The sequence below is a fragment of the Mesorhizobium sophorae genome (genome assembly GCF_002270415.1).
Classification (GTDB): domain Bacteria; phylum Pseudomonadota; class Alphaproteobacteria; order Rhizobiales; family Rhizobiaceae; genus Mesorhizobium; species Mesorhizobium sophorae.
In genome coordinates this window covers 1-20,506 of record NZ_NNRI01000001.1, presented here as the reverse complement: position 1 = coordinate 20,506, position 20,506 = coordinate 1, and the positions used below count along the sequence as shown (strand labels likewise).

Genomic DNA, 20,506 nt, shown 5'->3' with positions numbered 1-20,506 from the left:
TCTGGAAGCGGCGTGATGTTCAACTGTTGCCGCCGAGCAGATGCATCTTCACGCAGAATTCTGCATGAGGCTTGCTCGGCGCTGCGTCGTTGCATTCCTTCTTCATGGCATCCTGCCTGTCCGTCGACATAGCGTCCCAGGCTGCTTTGAAGTCGGCATCCGATTTCATCGTCTTCATCGCGGCGTCTGTGTGAAAGGTGGCCGACAGGTCGCTGAAGGCGTCAGCCGAAGTCGCTCCGGCAATAGGAGCGAGGGCAATCGCCCCTAGGTACGCGATGCGTATTCTCATGACTTGCTCCTTGTGCGCTGAACGCTCTCCGGCGGCCGTCTCGATGCTGGTCCAGGGCAAAATCCCGGAATCTTCGCTTGCCGACTAAATGTTGCGACGCGCGCGTGATGGCAACCAATGCAATCTGCCTATGGAGTTCATGCCACCTTGGCATTTCGCAAGCGGAAGGAGTTGCGGCAGTCTTTCCATCAAACGCCCAGTCTGGCGTTTTGGGATGGAGACTGAAACATGCATATCCAGACCGGAACCGAAACCGACCAAGCTGTCATTGCAAGACCTGCAGTCGATGACCGGGGGGTCGTGGACATTGTCCTGGCAAGCGACGCGCACGGCGCCTTCGTTTGGGGCGTCCTCGACCGCTTGCTTGACGACCCCAGCCTTTCCATCGGCAACATCACCGCGTCCGGCTTCGGTGCAATGGAGGCCGCGGTCCTGGCCTATGGTCTGGCATTGGGCGGCCGGCGCGGCGCGCGGACGGCGCTCACCAACTTCTGGCGACGCGTCAGCCACGCATCGATTTTTGCCGCCGATGCCGCAAGCCCCCTGAGATCGATCCTGGAACAATCGATCGATATTGCGGTAATCCGCAACAAGGACCGCCCGCTGCAGTTGAGCATCCTGGCCTCCAATGCCCGCACCGATACGGTGAAGATTTTCGCCGGCGATCAGTTGTCGATCGACGCGATCCTGGCGGCCGCCACGATCCCGTTCCTCTTCCCGGCCGTCGAGATCGACGGCGACACCTATTGGGGCGACGGTGGCCTTTCGGCTTCGCCGGCCCTGCCGTTAGATACCGGACATCAGCTGGTGGTCACCGGCAAGCCGGCACTGTTCATGACGCCATGCGCGGGTCGCCGCCTCGCCGCCAGCCATTGTGCGATGAAGCCCGCCGCAACCCACGTCATCTTCGACAGCCAATACCGCGCCGGCGCAGCACTGTTCACAAGGCCCTGGACCGACTGGGGTGAACTGACCGACATGCGTGACCGAGGACGCGAACGTGCCGGGGACTGGCTTTTGGCAGAGCATTCCGTGGCGGAGGACCCCCCGGCCTTCGACCGCGGAACTCAATAGATCTAGGCGCCTCCCTCCCGCCTGGCCGCGCCTGTTTCGGCTCCCGAATGCAGGTGCCAAGCCCTCCGGTGCCCCCGCCGGAGGGCTTTTTGCGTGCGGCCTCTCAACATAGTGGCCGCGTATCAAATCCATGCCGAGACAGCATTTCAGCTCAGCGGCCTGATCGGGGACACTGCTTGCAGACAGGCCGCAAGGCCAGTCTTTCCCTCGAAACGCAACCAGGAGACACGACTGTGATCAACACCAAGACCCTCATCGGATCGGCCCTCGCTGCCGCCACTTCGCTCGCCGCGACGGCGGCCTATAGCGGCCCCGCTGCCAAGCCCGGCTTCGCCTTTGAGAAATGCTACGGCGTCGTCAAGGCCGGCCAGAACGACTGTCAGACCGCGACGCATTCCTGCGCCGGCACGGCCACCGCCGACAACCAGCCGGATTCATGGCTCTACGTGCCCGCCGGCAGCTGCGCCAAGATTGCCGGCGGCAGCGACAAGCCGAAAGCCTGAACCATCCAGACTCCAAGCCAACCTCTTGAAAGGAGCAGACCGATGTCCCGTGTGTTTCAAGCTCTCGCGATCCCCGCAACCGCGGGCATCGGTCTTCGTTCCCCTCATATCGGCGAGATGCTGACCCGAAGGCCTTCCGCAGGCTGGCTCGAGGTTCATGCCGAGAACTACATGGGAGACGGCGCCGGCGTCGAGGCGCTGGAACAGTTGCGCCAGACCTATCCGTTGTCGGTGCATGGTGTCGGCCTGTCGCTGGGCAGCGCGCGAGGATTGGATCGCCATCATCTCGAGCGGTTGCGCAAGGTCTGCGAGCGCTTCCAGCCCGATCTTGTTTCCGAGCACCTCGCCTGGAGCGTCGCCGACGGCGCCTATCTCAACGATCTGCTGCCGCTACGCTATGATGAAGAGGCGCTGGCGATCGTGGCGCGCAATGTCGCGACCGTCCAGGATACGCTGAAGCGTCAGGTGCTGATCGAAAATCTGTCCGCCTATGTCGCCTTTGCCGACTCCTCTATGAACGAGGCTGAATTCCTGGCCGAACTCGTGGCGCGGACCGGTTGCGGTCTGCTGCTGGACGTCAACAACGTCCAGGTCTCGGCACACAATTTGCAATATGACGCCAAAGCCTTCATCGATGCGCTGCCGGCTGAAGCGATCGGCGAAATCCATCTTGCCGGCCATGCGACCAATCAGGTCGGAGCCGACACAGTGCTCATCGACGATCACGGCTCGCGGGTCCCGCCGGTCGTCTGGTCTCTCTATCAGCACGCCATTAGCTGGCTCGGACCCCGCCCCACCCTGATCGAATGGGATACCGACGTTCCGGTTCTCGACGTGTTGCTTGGCGAAGCCATGTGGGCCGACATGCTCACCGCTTCGATCATGTTCAACCGCAAGCAGGCTGCGAGACACGCTGAAACAGCCAAACCCCGACCGATGTCCCTCACGCGCTTCGAAAGCGGGGGGACCAGCATGCCAGTGCTGGCAGCATTCGCTGCCGCAAAAGCCGGAGCAACCATACCGGTAGCGTTGACGCCAATGGAAGGAGGATACGATGTTGCCGCTTGAAAACCTGCAGACCACCATGGCGCGCTCGGTGCTTGCCATCGAACCAATGGTCTCCGCGAAAATGCTGACCGCCGGCAAGGCCGATCCATTGGCCCGCCTGCGCATCTACCAGAACAACACGCGCAGTTCGCTCACTGCGGTGTTGATGGCGGTCTTTCCCGTCACCGTGCGCATGGTCGACGAACGCTTCTTCCGTTTCGTGGCGAGCGAATTCATCCGACGCCATCCGCCGGTGGAGACGCGGCTGTCGCGCTACGGCGCCGGCTTCCCGCGCTTCCTGAAGACGATCGACACGCTGTCCGACATGCCGATCGTCGCTGAAACGGCGCGGCTCGAATGGGCCATCGCCGAGGCACTCGATACGGCTTCGCTGCCAGCCCGCAGCCTTGCCGACTATGACAAAATCGACCTGGGACCTTCACCCGATATCCTGCTGCAGCCATCGCTCAGGCTGATCGTTTCACACTGGTCGATTCTGTCGGTGTGGACGGCGCACCAGCGGGGCACAACAGTCGATCGGCATTGCACCTGGGCGAGACGTCCGGAACGCGTGGCGTTGTGGCGGACCGGGAACAGCGTCCGCCTAATTCTCCTCGACCGAGCAGACTTCGCCTTCCGGCATTCTCTCAAGCACGGCCTCGGCCTCGAGCATGGTGCAAGCCGCGCGCTTGCGCTCGAACCGAACTTCGAACCCGTGCGCGCGCTCGTGCGCCTGTTCGCTGACGGGCTCGTCACAAACGTGCGCATCACCATGCATTCCCTCTCAAACTGATGGAGACAGTCATGACCGCAATTTCAGATCATCCCTCGACCGGCCCGAGCGGCTTGGTCGGCGTCTGCCGGCGCATCATCAAGCTGCCCGAACGCATTCCATTTTCGCTGATCCAGCTCGCGGCCCGCGTCGCGGTCGGACATGTCTTCTGGCAATCTGCGCAGTCGAAACTGGCATCCTGGCCGGTCACGCTGCAGCTGTTTGCCAATGAATACAATCTGCCGTTCATCGATCCGTCGATCGCGGCGCCGCTCGCGACGGCCGCAGAACTCACGGGCTCGGTGTTGATTTTCCTCGGGCTGTTTTCGCGCCTTGCAGCGCTGATGCTGCTCGGCGTCGTGTCTGTCATCCAGATCTTCGTTTATCCGGAAAACTGGGCAGAGCACCTGCTGTGGGCGTCGCTGCTGCTGCTTGTGCTGACGCGCGGGGCTGGCGTCTTCTCGCTTGACCATATCGCCGAGCGGACCTTTTCGGCATCGAAAAATTAACATTTCGATCGAGTGGGAACAGCACGGTGCGCGTCTTCATCGTTCACGCCCACCCCGAGCCCAACAGCTTCAATGGCGCCCTGACCAGCGCGGCGCAGGGGGCGTTGTCTGCGGCGGGACACGAGGTCGTTGTTTCCGATCTCTACGCCATGGGCTTCAATCCAGTATCAGATCGCCGCAACTTCACGACCGTGCGCGACGCGACCTACTACCGCCAGCAGGCTGAGGAGGCGAATGCGGCCGCCCACGACGGATTTGCTCCAGACATCCAGGCGGAGATGGACAAGCTTTTCTGGTGCGACGTCTTGATCCTGCAGTTTCCGCTCTGGTGGTTCGGGCTGCCGGCGATCCTCAAGGGCTGGGTTGACCGAGTGTTCGCGTCGGGTGGCAAGATCTATGGTGGCGGCAAATGGTATGATCGCGGCGTCTTCGCGGGAAAGCGCGCGATGTGTTCCGTCACAATCGGCGGACCGCCGCCGATCTATTCGAGCCGAGGACTGAACGGCCCGATCGACGCAATCCTGTTCCCGATCAACCACGGCATGCTCTACTTTGTCGGCTTCACGGTGATCGAGCCGTGCCTTGTGCACACACCAGCGCGCGTCAGCGACGGCGAACGCCGGGCCTGCCTCGATCGTTACCGTGAACGCGTCCTCAGCCTCGCGCATGCCCCCACTATCGCTTATCCGAAGCTCGCGGACTTCGACGACGCCCATGTCTTGAAATCGGCGTGAGAGAAGCACTGTTCAGCTTACTGGTCCGGACGCCACACGCCGACCGCGGTTCCTGGGCTAGCAGGTTTGCTCTGATGCACCGACGATTTGAGGTCCTGCTCTCGCTGAGAATTTTCAGGCAGCGATCACGTTGCTGTGAAGTTGTAACAGTTGGTCGCCACGGGGCGAACAATGGACTGTTACGGCGAGGCCATCCTGGTGACGGGAGCAGGCTTGTCGCCCGTGGCAAGCGTTTGGGATCGAGTTGGAGGAGAAAGCCGATGCTGGAGCGCAACAAGGACAATCAGCCCAATCAGGAAAAACTGGAAGCTCTGCTGGGAAAGATGGTCGGCGATCTCGGCGCCATCACCACCGGAGCGGCGGTACTGCTGGGAGACAGGCTTGGCCTGTTCTCGGCCATGAGCGAGGGCGGCAAGATGACCTCCGGCCAGCTCGCCAAAAGGACCGGCACGCAGGAACGGCTGGTCCGCGAATGGCTCTCGGCGCAGGCGGCAGCCGGCTATGTCGAATATGACGAGGCCGGCGACAGCTTCTACCTCAGCCCCGAGCAGGAGCAGGTCTTCGTCAACGAGGACAGCCCGGCCTTCATGGCCGGCGCGTTCGAGGTGGTCTCGACGCTGTGGCTGGATGAGGAGAAGGTCAGGCAGGCCTTCCGCTCCGGCAAGGGGCTCGGCTGGCACGATCACAGCGCTTGCCTGTTCCGCGGCACCGAACGTTTCTTCCGGCCGGGCTACAACGCCAATCTGATCGGCTCCTGGCTGCCGGCGCTCGACGGTGTCGTCGAGAAGCTGGAGCGCGGCATAGACGTCGCCGATGTCGGATGCGGCCACGGCGCCTCGACCGTGCTGATGGCCAAGGCCTTCCCGAACTCGCGCTTCACCGGCTTCGACTATCACGCCCCGTCGATCGAGCGCGCCCGGGCCGCGGCGAAGGAGGCCGGTGTTGCCGGCAACACCAGCTTCGAGGTGGCGCCGGCCAAGGATTTCCCCGGCACCTATGATCTTGTCGCCTTCTTCGACTGCCTGCACGACATGGGCGATCCGGAAGGCGCGGCCAAACATGTGCACAAGGCACTGAAGCCGGACGGCACCTGGATGATCGTCGAGCCCTTCGCCAACGACCAGCTTTCGGCGAACCTCAATCCGGTCGGCCGCATCTACTACGCCGCCTCGACCTTCATCTGCACGCCTGCCTCGCTGTCGCAGGAGGTTGGGCTGGGGCTCGGCGCACAGGCCGGCGAGGCAAGGCTGCGCAAGGTCGTATCTGGCGGCGGGTTCAAGCGGTTCCGCCGCGCCACCGAGACACCGTTCAATATGGTCCTCGAGGCACGCCGCTAAGCATGCCATCGGCAATCGGCAGCTCGGAGCGATGTTGCGAGGCATTTTCGGTGACCGCTGGGTTCATGTGAGGATCCTCAGCTATTCGGTTGCAGCTGTGGCCGGCCGTCCGCTCGCGCCGGCGCCGCGGGCAACCGCAAGATTACGGTTGTGCCTGACCCGAGCGCGCTGTCGATTTCGACACTGCCGTCGTACTGCTCGGCGAAATGCTTCACCATCGGCAAGCCGATACCGCCCAGGCCTTGGCACTTCGTGGTGAAGAAAGGATCAAAGGCGCGAGCCATGGTTTCCTGGGTCATGCCGATACCGGTGTCTGCGACGCGGAGCTCGACAAGGGCGCCATGGCCTTTATCCGCCAATGCGGCGTCTATCGAGATCGAGCCGCCCTCGGGCATCGCGTCGCGCGCATTGAACACGAGATTCAGGACCGCGTTCTGCAGGCCCAAACGATCGCATATCGCGGGAGGCAAATCGGATCCGACACGGACCTCGAGCCGGATCTGCAGCTCCCATGCGCTTCGGATGAGAGTTTCGACCTCAGCCAGGCAGCTGCTCAAGTCCGTGTGTTCGATTTCTTTGGGAGCCTCCAAGGCTCTGCCCATTGTATCTCGGACGAGCGCGCCAGCGCGTTGCAGCGCCGTCCTGGCACTGGCGATCACGGGCTCAAGGGCTGGAGCCATTGAGACGCTTGGGTCCCGCGCGACGCGGTTCAGCGCTGATGATGCGACCTGAATGAGATTGCCCAGGTCATGAACGATGCCGGCGGTCGGCTGCTCCGTACGGCTGGCGTGCAGCGCAACTTCGGCCTTCCTATCAAAGCCATTGTCGCCAATCGTGCCTGGTCTTGCTTCTGCGCGTGACAATTGACGTCCCTCCAATCCCCGGGCGCGAAACTGCTGTGGTCGTGCCGAAAACATTATGTGGGCAGGCACCCACGGTCGATTGGGTCGAGGATCAGGACGACGCGCGCAGCCGGATAGGATGGCCTACCGCAAGCTCCCCGGGAGGCGGCTCGATGTGTGCGGGAGGATCGACCAGCTACGCCGATGGTCCGTTCGACCAATGCACTGGCACTGCCCCTCGTCCCATACTGACTAGAATCCCCCCGTCTCTGAAAGCATCGGTACTAGACCTTCGCATCAAACGACAGATGCTTCCGTTCGATAGTTTGGCCGGCGTCTCCGTCGCATTGTTTGCCGCGAAGGCAGCGTGATGTGCCGGCTGGAAGGCCGCTCAAGCAGACAACCCAATCCCTAGAATGCGAACAAGGAGGTTCGACCATGAAAATCGTCGTGATAGGCGGAACCGGCCTCATCGGCTCGAAGACGGTCGAGAGGCTGCGCAAGAAGGGCCATGAAGTGCTCGCTGCGTCGCCAAACTCGGGTGTCAATACGATCACAGGCGAAGGATTGACCGAAGCGCTTACGGGAGCGCAGGTCGTCATCGATCTGGCGAATTCCCCATCCTTCGAGGACAAGGCTGTCCTGGAGTTCTTCGAGACGTCCGGCCGAAACCTGCTCGCCGCGGAAAAGCGGGCTGGCGTGAAACACCACATCGCGCTTTCGATCGTGGGGGCCGAGCGTCTGCCCAAGAGCGGATATATGCGCGCCAAAATGGCTCAGGAAAAGCTGATCCGGGGCTCCGGCATCCCCTACACCATTGTTCACTCGACGCAGTTTTTCGAGTTCCTGGGCGGCATCGCGCAGTCGGGAACGGTGGGAAATATTGCAACGGTTCCGTCTGCCTATTTTCAGCCGATCGCTTCTGACGACGTCGCCGACATCATGACCGATGTGGCGCTTTCGCCGCCTGTCAACGGCGTGATCGAGATCGCCGGCCCCGCGCCGGTTCGCATGAGCGACCTAGTCGCGCAGTTTCTGAAGGCGACGAACGATCCGCGCAAGGTGAATGCGGATCCTGACGCCCTCTATTTCGGCACGGAGCTGGACGACCGGTCGCTCGTCCCCGGCGATCACCCGCGGATCGGCGCCAAGCGCTTCGAAGACTGGTTCAACCACGCCTCGCCTCAGCCGCATTGAGCGGCTCCACCCGTGGCCGCGCGTCGCCGGATGTCGCGCGGGCCTCGAGCTTGAAACACGAAGGAGCAAACAATGAAAGAGCACCTTCCTTCCCACACCCAAGCATCGCGCCGCGATGTGTTGTTAGGCGCCCTTGCCGCAACGGTTGCGGTCGGCCTGTCACGGGCCGCGACCGCACAGGCGGAAGGGAAGCGAAACCTTCCCTCTTCCACCTCAACCAAAGGATCAACGACCATGAGCACGATCACCACCAAGGACGGCACGGAAATCTACTATAAGGACTGGGGCACAGGCCCGGTCGTCACCTTCTCTCACGGCTGGCCGCTGAATGCCGACGCCTGGGATGGCCAGATGCTCTTCCTCGCGCAGAACGGGTTCCGCGTTGTCGCACACGACCGGCGCGGGCACGGCCGGTCGAGCCAGGCTTCCTCCGGCAACGACATGAACGGCTATGCCGATGATCTCGCTTCCGTCATCGAAACACTAGACCTCAAGGACGCCACGCTAGTGGGTCACTCCACTGGCGGCGGCGAGGTCGCCCGCTACATCGGTCGGCACGGAACCGGCCGGGTCGCCAAGGCGGTTCTCATTGCTGCCGTTCCGCCGATCATGCTGAAGACCGAGGCCAACCCTGAAGGCCTGCCGATGGAAGTCTTTGACGGCATCCGTGCCGGCGTCGCGGGCGATCGGTCGCAATACTACAAGGACCTGGCGCTCGCCTTCTACGGCGCCAACCGGCCAGGCGCCAAGGTCTCGCAGGGCACGTTGGACCAGTTCTGGTTGTGGAGCATGCAGGCCGGCGCAAAGAACGCCTATGAGAGCGTCAAGGCATTCTCAGAGACGGACTTCACCGAGGACCTCAAGAAATTCGATGTCCCGACGCTGGTCCTGCACGGGGAAGACGATCAGATCGTGCCGGTTAAGGACTCGGCGCGGAAGTCGGCAAAGCTGATCAAGGGTGCCAGGGACATCTACTATCCGGGCGCGCCGCACGGCATCACCGCCACGCATCAGGACCAGGTCAACGCCGAGCTGATGGCATTCATTAGCTCATAGACTAGCGCCGTACCTGGCGCGAGCCCGATCGCCGGTCGTCCCTCCCCGGCCGGCGATCCCCCATCACACACCCAACCGGAGTCACGACAATGATCAGAACAATCCTCTGCACCGCCGCTATCACAACCAGTCTCGTCACGGTCCCGGCGCTCGCCCATGATTCCCATGGCGACAAGGCCACGCTGATCTACGACCACACGCTGCCGAACGTGCCGGGCAAGAGCATGCGCGCCGTGCTCGTCGAATACGAACCGGGCGGCACTTCTGCTGGACATACGCATCCAAAATCCGCGTTCATCTTTGCGACGGTTCTCGAAGGCGCAATCCGCAGCCAGGTCAATGACGGGCCGGTCACGACATATCGCGCCGGCGAAAGCTTCTCCGAATTTCCGGGCGACCGTCACGGCGTCAGCGAAAATGCCAGTGCGACCGAACCCGCCAAGCTTCTGGCTGTTTTCGTCGTCGACACCAGTGAAACGGAGCTGACCACATACAACGACGACTGAGGTCGAGCATCCCGGATCGGTTTGAACATGGAGGACGGCTGCAATGCTTATCGACAAACTGCATGCCTTGACGTCGCCGCGCCTTGCCGTGATCGACGTCAATGCCACGGTGCAAGCGGCCGCCCTTTCGCTTTCCAGGCCCGGCATCGGTCTTGTCGTGGTCTGCAATGGCAACGGCGGCGCCGAAGGCGTGCTGAGCAAATCTGACCTCGTCCGCCATCTCGTCAGTTCGGCGACGTCAGTGCCGCCAGTTTCAGCCCTGATGAGCAGACAGATCGTTTCGTGCACGCCGGAGGATGATCTGCATGAGGTGTGGCAGACAATGGCTGCCACCAACCTGCAGAACATGCCCGTGGTCGACGCAGGCGCCCGGCCTATCGGTGTTCTCGACATACGCGACGCGATGAAAGCTCTGTTCGAACAGGAAGAGATCCAGGATCAGATCCTCTCCAACTACGTCGCCGGTGTCGGCTATCGCTAACCGCGATCGTCAGCAGTCGGCGCCGACGAAACAGCGTCGGCGCCCCCGCGAGAAACTCAACCCATCAACCGACATTATGGAGTCTCACATGACCAAGCGTCTGAATTTCCTGGCCCGCAAGAACGGCGGCATCGAGGGTCTCGTCGCCGTCGAGAGCTGGCTTGCCAACAGCTTCGACCCAAAGCTGCTCGAACTCGTGAAGTTGCGGGTGTCGCAAATGAACGGCTGCGCGCATTGCCTGCACATGCATCGGCAAGACGCCATCAAGCTGGGCGAGGCCGACGACCGGCTGCTGCTGCTCGACGCTTGGCGTGAGTCTGCCCTCTACACGGAACGCGAACGGGCCGCTCTTGCCTGGGCGGAAGCCCTCACCCGGATATCTGAAACCCATGCGCCCGACGCTGTCTACGAGGAAGCCCGGAAGGCCTTCTCGGAAGATGAACTCGTCGCGCTGTCGATCGGCGTCGCTACGATCAACGGCTGGAACAGGCTGGCGATCGGCTTTCGCCTGCAGCATCCCGCGGATCGCATGCGGGCCGCAGCTTGAAACCGATGCCGACGCGGGCCGGCGAAACCGGTCGCAATACCTTGAGGAGACAATTCGAGATGAACGGAACCACCACCAGCCGGATACTTGCAGGGGTCTCGGTACCCGATACCCCACTCGTGCAGCAGGCTCTCGAATATGCGCGCAGAGAATGCGAGCCCTATCTCTTCAATCACGTCGTCCGCTCCTGGTTGTTTGCGGCACGGCTTGGACAACTCAGCAACATCGACCACGACGCGGAAGTCGTCGCGGTCGGAACCTTGTTGCATGACATCACGCTCAACGAGCGTTTTGACGGTCCGCGCCGTTTCGAAGTCGAAGGTGCGGATCTGGCCAGGACCTTCTCGCGACAAGGCGGTGTCGACGAGCGCCGGGCACAGCTCATCTGGGACAGCGTGGCCCTCAACTCGACCCCGTCGATCGGCCTTTACAAGGAGGCGGAGGTAGCCCTTTGTACTGCCGGCATCTGCCTGGATGTTGTTGGACTCAAGTACGAGACCATCCCTGCGGCGGAAATCTCCCGGATCGTAGGTGAGTTCCCGCGGCTCGAGATGAAGCGGCGCATGACGCGGTGCATCTGTCATATCGCCCAGACGCACCCGGAAACCACCTACGACAACTTCGCCCGGGACTTTGGCGAACGCTTCGTGCCGGGATACCGGGCGCCCTCTTCCGTCGATGCCGTGGCGAACGCGCCCTTTGAGGAATAAGGCCCTCGTATCTCAGAGCGGCCGCTTTTGGTTCGCCCTGCCCGACGAATGCGGCTTCCGGCTCTGCGCCGGCGACGGGTCCCTCTTCCGCGCTTGGTCATCACACGCATGAGCGTGGGATCAAGCCGAAGGCCTGGCCGCGCTGGTATCGCGTATCGTAGCCGGCAATGTTTCCCATGCCCGGATCAGTTCGCCGATGGACGCGACCTCCATCTTGCGCATCACATTGCCGCGGTGGAGCTTGACGGTGATCTCGCTGATTCCGAGGTCGAATGCGATCTGTTTGTTGACCCGTCCATGCGCGACTTCGCGCAAGACCTGACGTTCGCGTGGCGTCAGCGTCTCGTGGCGTTCGACATTGCGCTTGACGACGACTGCATCCGCCCGCCGAGCTGCGTCCATCGCAATCCCCGCAATCACCGCGTCAAGCAGGGTTTGGTCGCGTGCCGGCTTGGTGAGAAAGTCGACGGCGCCGGCCTTCATCGCCTGGACAGTCATTGGAATATCGCCATGCCCGGTCAGAAAGATGATTGGCTTGGGGTTGCCGCTTTGGGCCAGACGATGCTGCAGGTCGAGCCCGCTCGCTCCTGGCATGCGCACGTCGAGGATCAAGCATCCGGGGCCGTCCAATACGTCGGCGTCGAGGAATTCGCGGGTTGATGCAAAGCAGATCGACTGCAAGCCCGCCGACAGGATCAACTCGGACAGCCCCTCACGAACAGAGGCATCGTCATCGACAATGATGACGAGCGGCTGCTCCGTGTCCCGTTGCTGTGATAGCGGTGCCGATCTCCGCGCAAGCGGCTGCTCACCTGTCATGATCGTCCTCCATTTCTTGATTGCGCAAGGCTTCGCCGACCACCGCAAGCAGGGCTTGGCCATCGAAGGGCTTGCGGAAAAATCCGCTGATGCCCTGCGCGCGGTCCTGATCGGCTATCTCGTGGCGGCCTGTGATCAGGAACACCGGCAGCTCCGGACGCGCCTTCTTCACGAGGTCACGAAGTTCAAAGCCGTCCATGCCAGGCATCCCGATGTCGGTGATGAGCACGTCCAGGCCCGACAGACCGCTGACAAGCAACTGTTGCGCCGATGAGAAGCTGCGGGGCACATAGCCGGCGGACTCCAGAAGCTCCTCCAGCGACTCGATCAGCCGTGGATCGTCGTCGACAACCGCCACAACGGGCCTGACGTTGCTCACGCTCAGCTCCTTCCCGCCCGGCGCGAGTGGGTGATCGGTATTTCCAATCGCTCCGCGATACGCACGAGATCGGCGAGCGACGCCGCCACCATTTTCTGCATGACGTTCCTTCTATGGATTTCCAGCGTGACCTCCCTGATCCCCAGTTCGGCGGCGGCCTGCTTATTGAGCAAGCCACTCACCACCAGCGGCAGCACGTCGCGTTCGCGCGGCGTCAGGTCGAGATAGCGTTGCCTCAGCACGCCAAGCTCGGCGCGCTCTGACCTATTTGCCTGATCCTGGGCAATCGCCGCATGGATTGCGGCCATGAGGTCCGCATCACTGAAAGGCTTGGTCAGGAAGTCCACGGCGCCGCGCTTGATCGCGCGCACGGATGACGGGATGTCGCCGTGCCCTGTTATGAAAACGATCGGCGGATGATCCCCCTCGGCGATCTGCCTCTGCAGCTCGAGGCCGTTAATATCCGGCAATTCGACATCGAGGATGAGGCAGGCCGGCACGTCCGGCTTGTCGACGCCGACATAATCACCGGCCGATGCGAACGCGATAGCGTGTATGTCGTGCGACTCCAGGAGTTCGCTGAGCGCCTCGCGAATGCGTTCATCGTCATCGACGATGTAGACAATATGGTCTTCGGTCGTCATGGCATGGTCTTCGGTCGTCATCGCGCCGCTTCCGCTGTAATCGGCAACGTGAAGAGGAACGTTGTTCCCTGCGGTTTGTTCGTCTCCACCCACAGTCGGCCAGCGTGGGACTCGACAATCGAACGGCAGATCGCCAGCCCCATACCCATCCCGTGCCCTTTCGTCGTGAAGAACGGCTCGAATATTCTCTCCGGAAACTCGACGCCGTGCCCTCGATCACTGATCTCGGTCTGGACCAGACCGCCCAGTCGGCGCACGCGCACGCCAAGGACTCTGTCGCCCGCAACAGAGTCCATCGCGTCCATACCGTTGCGCATGAGATTGACCAGGACCTGCTGGATCTGGACGCGATCGAGCACCAGAAGCGGAAGATCGCGTTCGACGTCGGTATTGATGCGGACACGATGCCGCCCCGCCTCCTCCGCCATGAGATCCAGCGCCTCGGCAATGACGCTAGACAGCGCTGTGTCGGTCCTCTGAGTTTTTACGGATTGTTTGAACAAGGCGCGGATGTGGCTGACGACATCCGCCGCTGCGTTCGCGTCCCGGATGACGCGCTCCACCGTTTTCTGCGCGCGCTCGATATTCGGGGGGTCAGCCGTGAGCCAACGCTGGCATGCGTGCGAGTTTGCCATAACGGCCGCCAAGGGCTGGTTCACCTCGTGCGCGATCGACGCGGAGAGCTCGGCCAGGCTGGCCGCTTGGGTCTGACGCGCAAGGTTCTCCTGGGCGAGGCGCAGTTGTTCCTGCACCCGCACCTCGCTGTCGATGTCCAGGCAGATCACGTTCCACTGCACAATGGCGCCTTCGGCGTTGCGCATCGGCGCGGCGCGCGTCTCGACCCAGCGATATTCGCCGTCGAAACGCCGCAGACGATGCCTCCGCGCATACGGCTCGCCAGTGGCTAGCGAATGGGCGTATCTCTCCTTGACCCCCGCCACATCGTCGGGATGAACGCCGGCGTCGAGCGTGCCGGCCAGCCGGGTCATTCCTGTCCCGTCCAATTCTTCAAGATCGTATCCGAGAAACTCGCGGAGTTGCTGGCTGCGATAAACCGGTTCGCCATCCGGCGCGGCGCAATCAATCATCGCCGGCAGCGTTTCGACGAGCTGCCAGAGGAAGCGTTCTCTCTCGAGCAATGCCTCCTGAGATGTCACATGATCATGGATATCAACGTTGGCGCCGTACCACCGGATAATGCGACCGTTCTCGTCGCGGAGTGGATCCGCGTGCCCCTCCGTCCATCGGTATGAGCCATCCCATCGGCGGTTGCGAAACTTCAGCTCGAACGGTTCGCCCGTGCTGAAGGAATGGGTCAAGGCGCCCAGCAACGCGGCCTTGTCATCCGGATGGACGATCGTTTCAATTGCACTTGGCAATCCGCCCTCAGCATCAAAATCTTCCAGCTTCAGACCTATATAATCCACCATGGTTTTGTTGATGTAGGCTGGCTCCCCGCTCGGCGAGACGCACCACATCTGCACTGGCACGGTGTCGATGAGCTGCTGCAGCTGTCGCTCGCTCCGGCGAAGCGCCTCCTCGACAAGCAGCTGATCGTGGACGTCATGCGTGAGCCCGTACCATTCCAGGATACGTCCGCCCTCATCTCGTAGCGGCTCCGCGCTACCCTCCACCCAGCGGTAGACGCCATCCGCGCGCCGCAGGCGATACTTCCTGAAGAATCGCTCGCCGGTGACGAAGCAATGGTTGAGCGCTTCCGTCAGGCCTGCAGCATCATCGGGATGAACGGCCGTCTCTATGACAGCCGCCAGCCGGATCATGCCAGGCTTGCCTGCATCCCCTATGTCCAGACCTAGAAAATTCTTTAACCGCTTGTTGAAGAAGGTCGGCTCGCCCTCCGAACTCAGCCGCCAAAGCAGGCTCGGAACCATATCCACGAGTTGCGCGAGTTCCCGCTCCCGGTCGCGCAATGCCTCCTGCGCGCGCACCTCATCGTCGATGTCCATGGCAGCCACGTACCATTGCACGATCGTTCCTGCTTGATTCCGCAGCGGCTCCGCGCGGCCCTCCATCCAGCGATACACGCCGTCTGCGCGGCGTCGGCGATACTTCATGGTGTAGGGTTCGCCGGTTGCGAGGGCGCGGCCAAGTACCTCCCTCATACGGGGTCCATCCTCCGGATGGACGGTTGCCCCTATCATCGCCGCCACGCGGCTCATTCCTGGCTTATCCAAAGCCGCAACGTCATCAAGGCCGATAGATTCCAGCGTACGCTTGCTGAAGAAGGTCGGCTCGCCGTCAGGCGCCATACGACCAATGTTAACCGGGACCATGTCGACCAGCAGTGACAGCTCACGCTCACGCTCACGCAACGCCGCCTGCGCGCGCACCTCGTCGTCGATGTCGAGGGAAACGCCGTACCATTCGGCAACCGCTCCGTCCTCGTCACACCGAGGTTCTACCCGGCATTCCGCCCACCGGTAGTCGCCATCCTTCTCACGCCAACGAAACCGCATCGTGGAGGCGTTGCCGGTTGCGAAGCAGTTCCACAGCGTCCGCTGCACCTCGGGAGCGTCCTCCGGATGAGTCAGTTCCTGCACCAATGTCTCGATACGTGGGGACTGGGAAGCATCAAAGGTCGGGATAACGGCGCGGAAATGGTCCTGGTAACGCTTGTTGAAGTACAAAGCCTGGCCCGTTGACGTAGCGCTCCACACGCGGACCGGGAGTGCATCGATCATCCGCTGAAGTTGGCGCTCGCTTTGGCGCAATGTACGCAGCGCCATCTGGTGCTGCTGAGATATGGCGGCAACGATGAGCGCCGAGAATGCCGAAATGGCCAGAAACAACTGCAGCATGATCTGCTTTTGCTTCAGAGATTCGGGATCGCCTGCAAATTGGCTGGCACCGGATATCGTGAATACCGCCGTGATCAGCGCGAGGAGGATCAAGGCGACGGCGGCGCCTTTGAACTCGAAGCGCACTGCGGCCCAGAGCAGAGGCGGCATGATTATGTAGGCGAAGGGCAGGTAACCGCTGAGTGAAAGGGTTGCAACGCCAAGAAAGATCAGCCCCAGGATGCAGACTTCCAACCAACGCGCTTTCGAGAGCTGAGTCACGTCACGCCAGTTCTGGAACACGACCAGCGCCAGGGGCGCGACGATCAGGACCCCTGTGGCGTCGCCGATCCAGAATAGCGGCCAAGCCGCCGTGAAAGTTTGCGATTGCATGCCAAACCACGCAAGGGTGGCACTTCCGACCGTCGCGCTTGCGACAGGCGCGATGCCGGCGGCCAATACCACGAACGCGAGAACTTCCTGCAAGCTTTCCAGCCGGACCGGCCGCCTGCAGGTCAGGTTCACCAGCCATGCCCCGACCACCGCTTCAAGTGCGTTGCCGGCATAGATCAGGAAGGCCGCAGGCAGCGGACTGTGGAACCACAGGAAATTGCTGAACAGTTCGGCCAGACAGCCCGCCGCTACCCACCACGGCCAGCTGGGCCTGGAGGCGAGGACAAGCGTAGCGATGAAAAGCCCGCTCGGGGGCCAGATGGAAATACCTGTTCCAGGCACGATTGCAAGCAACTGAGCGAATCCGCAGCCCAGGACATATGCCGCAAAAAAAAGCCCCAGGTGCAAAAATTGAGGGCGATGCGACCAGATGTACATCATTGGCTGCTCCTCCAGGACAAGCAAAGCATCGGAACTGTCAGTGCTGCGTATAGCACTTGTGCTTGGTGTCTGGATCCGGGCAGGCGAACTCATGCCCCACCGTAATCCCACCACGCCCCAGCCGCACATTATGGAAATCCATTAGGCGAGACGAGCTGAATGGCATACCCCACCTAACCTCTTGAGTTGACGCCTCCTAAACTGCCCGATTGGATGCACTCCGCTCCCTGTTGGCGAGGGCGCGAAGCCCCGTGCTCATCTCACGGAAGAGAGTGCATGCCTTTACGCGTCCGCTCAGTCGTGTCCGGCCTATTGGTCGGTTCGGCCAGCGTGGTTCAGTGCACGCCGCCGCTTTCGATATGGCTGGGCTTCTTCAGGAGCAGAGTGGCCGCGAGCGCGATCACCAGGGCGATCCCAAGCAGGAAGAACGTGTCGCTGAAGGCCATGATGTAGGCCTGCTGTCGGACTCTCAGTGCAATCGCGATCACCCCTTTGTGCGCGGCGAGCGCGTGGTCGCTGACGCCATGCGACAGGAAGTAGGCGGTGAGCCTTTCGACGCGGGAACGCGTTGCCTCTTCAAACAGCGAGACCGACTGCACCAGCACGTTCGAATGGTACTGCTCGCGCTTGGTGAGGAAGGTCTGCAGCAGCGCGATGCCGACGGCGCCGCCTAGGTTGCGGGTCATGTTGAACAAAGCCGATGCTGAGCCGGCGTGCTCCTTCTCGATGCCTGATGTGGCGATCGCCGAGAGCGGCGCGAAAACCAGCGCCTGGCCGATGGCGCGCACGATGTTCGGCCAGAACAATTGGTCGCTGGCGTAGCCGGCGGTCATGTGCACGTTCATGAAGTTCGAGGCGGCGAAGAGTGCAAAGCCGGCCGCGATCACAAGGCGCACGTCGAAGCGCTGCATCAGGCTCGGAACCAGCGGGATTAGCACGAGCTGTGGCAGGCCGGTCCATGCGAGCACCATGCCGATCTGCTCGGCATTGTAACCTTGGATGCGCGAGAGATAGACTGGCAGGATGAAGACCGAGCCGTAGAGCGCTGTTCCCAGCAGGAAATTGGCCAGGATGCCGAAGCCGAAATTGCGACGCACGAGCAGTCTCAGGTTGAGCAGCGGATGGCTCGAAGTGAGTTCGATCCAGACGAATAGCGAGAGCGACAAGGCCGCGACGATGGCCAGCCGCAGGATGAAAGGCGAGCCGAACCAGTCGTCCTGGTTGCCTTCCTCGAGCACCGTCTGCAGCGCGGCAAGCCCGACGGCCATGGTCACGATACCCCGCCAGTCGCCCTTGCCAAGCAGAGTAAGCTGCATCGGGGTGCGGTCGAGCGAGAACCACAGCATGCCGATCATCAGCGCGCCGGGCACCAGATTGACGTAGAAGATGTATTGCCAGCCCCAGTTCTCGGTGAGGTAGCCGCCGATGGTCGGTCCGATCGCCGGCGCGAAGGTGGCCGACAGTGCGAACAGCGCCAACCCAATCGGCTGCCTGGCCTTGGGCAGCAGCGAGATGATAATGGTGAAGGCCATGGGAATCAGCACGCCGCCGGTGAAGCCCTGGATCGCCCGCAACACGATCATCTGCCCGAGGTTGGCGGCGAATGCACAGGCGACCGAAAAGGCAAGGAACAGCACCGCGTTGGCGATCAGGTAGTTGCGCAGCGAGAAGACCTGCGACAGCCAGCCCGTCAGCGGAATCACAACAATCTCGGCGATGAGATATGCGGTCGAGATCCAGCCACCGTCATCGATGCCGGCGCCGATGGCGCCCTGGATGTCGGCAAGCGAGGCGTTGACGATTTGGATGTTCAGCACGGCCATGAAAGCGCCGAGTGTAGAGCCAACCACCGCCACCCAGACGCGAGGCGAGGTGGCGGCACCAGCAGCCCCGGTCGGGTTCCAGGCGGTATCGGCCGGAGCGGGGATGGACGAGACGATTGCGGTCATGGCTGCAACTCCGTAAGTGCAGGGAGGATGGCCGAAAAACCGATGCCGATGGTCGAGAGCGTCGGGGGATTATCCGCCCGCCGTCCCTCTGGTATCGATAGTCGGCTCGACCGACATGCCCGGCCTCAACAACCCCGTGAGATCGTGATCATCGACCACAATCTTCACCGGGATGCGTTGCACGATCTTGGTGAAGTTGCCTGTGGCGTTGTCGGGCGGCAGCAGTGCGAATTCCAGGCCGCTCGCCGGCGACAGGCTGTCGACGTAGCCCGTCAGCTCGACGCCGGGCAAGCCGTCAATGGCGACGCGCACCGGCTGGCCATCGCGTACGTAGGTGAGCTGCGTCTCCTTGAAGTTGGCGACGACATAGACGGCATTCAGCGGCACCACCGCCATCAGCTGCGTGCCGGCCCCGACATACTGGCCAACTCTAAGCGTGCGCGCGCCGACGGTACCGTCGACCGGCGCAGTGATGGTCGCATAGGAAAGATTGAGCCTGGCCTGCTCGCCGGCGGCCTCCGCACGGTCCACCTGCGCAAGCGCCTTGTCGCGTTCGGTGGCGAGAACATCAATCCTGGTCTCAGCCGCCACGACCGAAGCTCGGTCGCGCGCCAGCCCGGCGGTGAACTGGTCCGCCTCGGCGCGGCTGGCCTCGGCCTTCTGGGCTGTCCCAGTGCCACTCTTGGCCAGCGTGGCGTAACGGTCGGCGTCGGCCGTGGCGAACCTCAGCGAGGCCTGCGTCGCGGCGACCGTCGCCTTTGCCTGCTCGATCAGTGATTGCTGCAGCGCGATCTGCGCATCGAGATTGCGCACGGTCGCCTCGGCCGCCTTGACCTCGGCCTCGGCTTGAGAAAGTGCGGCGCGGAAGTCGCGGTCGTCTATGCGCGCGAGAACCTGTCCCGCCGTGACGTTTTGGTTGTCACGGACCAGCACCTCGGCGATGTAGCCTGAGATTTTCGGCGCGACTGTCGTGGAGTCGGCCTTTACATAGGCGTCGTCGGTCGATTCCAGATATTGACCGTTCGTCCAGTAATCGTAGCCCCAGTAGCCGGCTGCCGCCGTGCCAGCCATGAGCGCGAGCGCAACCACGATGCGCTTGGAGCGTCGCTTGGGTTCCGGCGCGATGACCTCCTCAGGGGTGACCGCGGCGGGAACCGGCAGCAAGCGGTGCTGCTCGGACGGAGACTGCGCGGGCCACACGACAGGGGAAGCAGGTTGCTCAGCTGGTGCGGCCTCGTCGGTTGGGTCGGCGAAGCTCTTGGTGGCGGGCATCTCGGACATCTCGTCCTCCAGACGATCTTGTACAGTAGGCCTCCAAACGCGGATGGCCCTGATCAAGTTATTGTGGAAAGGCGCTGCAGGTCGATCAGGTGTCGGGCTAGCTTGCTTCGTCCGAACGTCTAGGATTTCTGACACCTCGGTAGCAGTGACTCGGTTTCCGCAATCACGAACGCGCAGGCCCGCCAACTAACATGGGGA

At 62.3% G+C, this 20,506-nt stretch carries 21 protein-coding genes; 13 read left to right on the top strand and 8 right to left on the bottom strand.

All coding sequences use genetic code 11. The features are described from left to right. Window positions 1–19: 19 nt before the first annotated feature. Window positions 20–289, bottom strand: a complete 270-nt coding sequence (locus CGZ66_RS00105) for a hypothetical protein (protein ID WP_095081019.1) — start codon at window positions 287–289, stop codon at window positions 20–22. Window positions 290–517: 228 nt separating this feature from the next. Between CGZ66_RS00105 and CGZ66_RS00100 the strand changes: the two genes are divergently transcribed. From CGZ66_RS00100 to CGZ66_RS00070, 7 genes are all read left to right on the top strand, one after another. After that, window positions 518–1,363: a patatin-like phospholipase family protein gene (locus CGZ66_RS00100; RefSeq protein WP_095080318.1), complete on the top strand. Its 846-nt coding sequence runs from the start codon at window positions 518–520 to the stop codon at window positions 1,361–1,363. Between the two features lie 233 nt (window positions 1,364–1,596). After that, window positions 1,597–1,866, top strand: coding sequence for a BufA1 family periplasmic bufferin-type metallophore (locus tag CGZ66_RS00095; protein WP_095081018.1), 270 nt, complete (start codon window positions 1,597–1,599; stop codon window positions 1,864–1,866). Between the two features lie 42 nt (window positions 1,867–1,908). Further along, window positions 1,909–2,934, top strand: a complete 1,026-nt coding sequence (gene bufB / locus CGZ66_RS00090) for an MNIO family bufferin maturase (protein WP_245330942.1) — start codon at window positions 1,909–1,911, stop codon at window positions 2,932–2,934. Next, the gene (locus CGZ66_RS00085) at window positions 2,921–3,706 is read left to right on the top strand and encodes an HvfC/BufC N-terminal domain-containing protein (protein WP_095080313.1); all 786 of its coding nucleotides are present in this window, start codon (window positions 2,921–2,923) and stop codon (window positions 3,704–3,706) included. Before bufB ends, CGZ66_RS00085 begins: the two co-directional genes overlap by 14 nt. Window positions 3,707–3,717: 11 nt before the next feature. Continuing rightward, on the top strand, window positions 3,718–4,194 hold the full coding sequence (locus tag CGZ66_RS00080) for a DoxX family protein (protein ID WP_095081017.1): 477 nt from the start codon (window positions 3,718–3,720) through the stop codon (window positions 4,192–4,194). A gap of 26 nt (window positions 4,195–4,220) precedes the next feature. Beyond that, window positions 4,221–4,928 carry an NAD(P)H-dependent oxidoreductase gene (locus tag CGZ66_RS00075; protein WP_095080311.1) on the top strand — a complete coding sequence of 236 codons (708 nt, stop codon included), beginning with the start codon at window positions 4,221–4,223 and terminating at the stop codon, window positions 4,926–4,928. Window positions 4,929–5,188: 260 nt separating this feature from the next. Continuing rightward, window positions 5,189–6,265, top strand: a complete 1,077-nt coding sequence (locus CGZ66_RS00070; RefSeq protein WP_095080309.1) for a class I SAM-dependent methyltransferase — start codon at window positions 5,189–5,191, stop codon at window positions 6,263–6,265. 77 nt (window positions 6,266–6,342) lie between these two features. Here CGZ66_RS00070 and CGZ66_RS00065 read toward each other — a convergent pair whose 3' ends face one another. Then, window positions 6,343–7,128, bottom strand: coding sequence for a sensor histidine kinase (locus CGZ66_RS00065; RefSeq protein ID WP_245330941.1), 786 nt, complete (start codon window positions 7,126–7,128; stop codon window positions 6,343–6,345). A 417-nt stretch (window positions 7,129–7,545) separates the two neighbouring features. Here CGZ66_RS00065 and CGZ66_RS00060 point away from each other — a divergent pair, with 417 nt between their 5' ends. The 6 genes from CGZ66_RS00060 to CGZ66_RS00035 all read left to right on the top strand — a co-directional run bounded on the left by CGZ66_RS00060 (window position 7,546) and on the right by CGZ66_RS00035 (window position 11,604). After that, window positions 7,546–8,304 carry an SDR family oxidoreductase gene (locus CGZ66_RS00060; RefSeq protein WP_095080305.1) on the top strand — a complete coding sequence of 253 codons (759 nt, stop codon included), beginning with the start codon at window positions 7,546–7,548 and terminating at the stop codon, window positions 8,302–8,304. A 72-nt stretch (window positions 8,305–8,376) separates the two neighbouring features. Then, window positions 8,377–9,360: an alpha/beta fold hydrolase gene (locus CGZ66_RS00055; protein WP_095080304.1), complete on the top strand. Its 984-nt coding sequence runs from the start codon at window positions 8,377–8,379 to the stop codon at window positions 9,358–9,360. Window positions 9,361–9,449: 89 nt separating this feature from the next. Beyond that, window positions 9,450–9,866, top strand: coding sequence for a cupin domain-containing protein (locus CGZ66_RS00050; RefSeq protein WP_095080302.1), 417 nt, complete (start codon window positions 9,450–9,452; stop codon window positions 9,864–9,866). 43 nt (window positions 9,867–9,909) lie between these two features. Beyond that, window positions 9,910–10,347 (top strand): CBS domain-containing protein, encoded by a 438-nt coding sequence (locus tag CGZ66_RS00045; RefSeq protein ID WP_095080300.1) that lies wholly within the window; start codon window positions 9,910–9,912, stop codon window positions 10,345–10,347. 88 nt (window positions 10,348–10,435) lie between these two features. Continuing rightward, on the top strand, window positions 10,436–10,894 hold the full coding sequence (locus CGZ66_RS00040; RefSeq protein ID WP_095080287.1) for a carboxymuconolactone decarboxylase family protein: 459 nt from the start codon (window positions 10,436–10,438) through the stop codon (window positions 10,892–10,894). A 59-nt stretch (window positions 10,895–10,953) separates the two neighbouring features. Further along, window positions 10,954–11,604, top strand: coding sequence for an HD domain-containing protein (locus tag CGZ66_RS00035; RefSeq protein ID WP_095081016.1), 651 nt, complete (start codon window positions 10,954–10,956; stop codon window positions 11,602–11,604). A 120-nt stretch (window positions 11,605–11,724) separates the two neighbouring features. Here the strand turns inward: CGZ66_RS00035 and CGZ66_RS00030 are convergent, their stop codons facing one another. From CGZ66_RS00030 to CGZ66_RS00005, 6 genes are all read right to left on the bottom strand, one after another. Beyond that, entirely contained in the window at window positions 11,725–12,423 is a 699-nt protein-coding gene (locus CGZ66_RS00030) for a response regulator transcription factor (RefSeq protein ID WP_095080284.1), read from the bottom strand. Next, window positions 12,413–12,802 carry a response regulator gene (locus CGZ66_RS00025; protein WP_206073640.1) on the bottom strand — a complete coding sequence of 130 codons (390 nt, stop codon included), beginning with the start codon at window positions 12,800–12,802 and terminating at the stop codon, window positions 12,413–12,415. The genes CGZ66_RS00030 and CGZ66_RS00025 overlap by 11 nt, the downstream gene beginning before the upstream one ends. Window positions 12,803–12,804: 2 nt before the next feature. Then, on the bottom strand, window positions 12,805–13,446 hold the full coding sequence (locus CGZ66_RS00020) for a response regulator transcription factor (protein ID WP_095081014.1): 642 nt from the start codon (window positions 13,444–13,446) through the stop codon (window positions 12,805–12,807). A gap of 17 nt (window positions 13,447–13,463) precedes the next feature. Then, a complete protein-coding gene (locus tag CGZ66_RS00015; RefSeq protein WP_095080277.1) occupies window positions 13,464–17,078 on the bottom strand; it encodes a PAS domain-containing protein in 3,615 nt (1,204 codons plus the stop codon). Window positions 17,079–17,413: 335 nt separating this feature from the next. After that, window positions 17,414–19,027, bottom strand: coding sequence for an MDR family MFS transporter (locus CGZ66_RS00010; protein WP_095080271.1), 1,614 nt, complete (start codon window positions 19,025–19,027; stop codon window positions 17,414–17,416). Between the two features lie 69 nt (window positions 19,028–19,096). After that, on the bottom strand, window positions 19,097–20,308 hold the full coding sequence (locus CGZ66_RS00005; protein ID WP_245330940.1) for an HlyD family secretion protein: 1,212 nt from the start codon (window positions 20,306–20,308) through the stop codon (window positions 19,097–19,099). Window positions 20,309–20,506 lie beyond the last annotated feature (198 nt).

Bases quoted from the DNA above. Each gene is read 5' to 3' on its own strand.
- CGZ66_RS00070 (WP_095080309.1), top strand. From the start codon at position 5,189: ATGCTGGAGCGCAACAAGGACAATCAGCCCAATCAGGAAAAACTGGAA.
- CGZ66_RS00055 (WP_095080304.1), top strand. From the start codon at position 8,377: ATGAAAGAGCACCTTCCTTCCCACACCCAAGCATCGCGCCGCGATGTG.
- CGZ66_RS00105 (WP_095081019.1), bottom strand. From the start codon at position 289: ATGAGAATACGCATCGCGTACCTAGGGGCGATTGCCCTCGCTCCTATT.
- CGZ66_RS00005 (WP_245330940.1), bottom strand. From the start codon at position 20,308: ATGTCCGAGATGCCCGCCACCAAGAGCTTCGCCGACCCAACCGACGAG.
- CGZ66_RS00030 (WP_095080284.1), bottom strand. From the start codon at position 12,423: ATGACAGGTGAGCAGCCGCTTGCGCGGAGATCGGCACCGCTATCACAG.
- CGZ66_RS00045 (WP_095080300.1), top strand. From the start codon at position 9,910: ATGCTTATCGACAAACTGCATGCCTTGACGTCGCCGCGCCTTGCCGTG.
- CGZ66_RS00050 (WP_095080302.1), top strand. From the start codon at position 9,450: ATGATCAGAACAATCCTCTGCACCGCCGCTATCACAACCAGTCTCGTC.
- CGZ66_RS00085 (WP_095080313.1), top strand. From the start codon at position 2,921: ATGTTGCCGCTTGAAAACCTGCAGACCACCATGGCGCGCTCGGTGCTT.
- bufB (WP_245330942.1), top strand. From the start codon at position 1,909: ATGTCCCGTGTGTTTCAAGCTCTCGCGATCCCCGCAACCGCGGGCATC.
- CGZ66_RS00100 (WP_095080318.1), top strand. From the start codon at position 518: ATGCATATCCAGACCGGAACCGAAACCGACCAAGCTGTCATTGCAAGA.
- CGZ66_RS00010 (WP_095080271.1), bottom strand. From the start codon at position 19,027: ATGACCGCAATCGTCTCGTCCATCCCCGCTCCGGCCGATACCGCCTGG.
- CGZ66_RS00020 (WP_095081014.1), bottom strand. From the start codon at position 13,446: ATGACGACCGAAGACCATATTGTCTACATCGTCGATGACGATGAACGC.
- CGZ66_RS00060 (WP_095080305.1), top strand. From the start codon at position 7,546: ATGAAAATCGTCGTGATAGGCGGAACCGGCCTCATCGGCTCGAAGACG.
- CGZ66_RS00080 (WP_095081017.1), top strand. From the start codon at position 3,718: ATGACCGCAATTTCAGATCATCCCTCGACCGGCCCGAGCGGCTTGGTC.
- CGZ66_RS00015 (WP_095080277.1), bottom strand. From the start codon at position 17,078: ATGATGTACATCTGGTCGCATCGCCCTCAATTTTTGCACCTGGGGCTT.
- CGZ66_RS00035 (WP_095081016.1), top strand. From the start codon at position 10,954: ATGAACGGAACCACCACCAGCCGGATACTTGCAGGGGTCTCGGTACCC.
- CGZ66_RS00040 (WP_095080287.1), top strand. From the start codon at position 10,436: ATGACCAAGCGTCTGAATTTCCTGGCCCGCAAGAACGGCGGCATCGAG.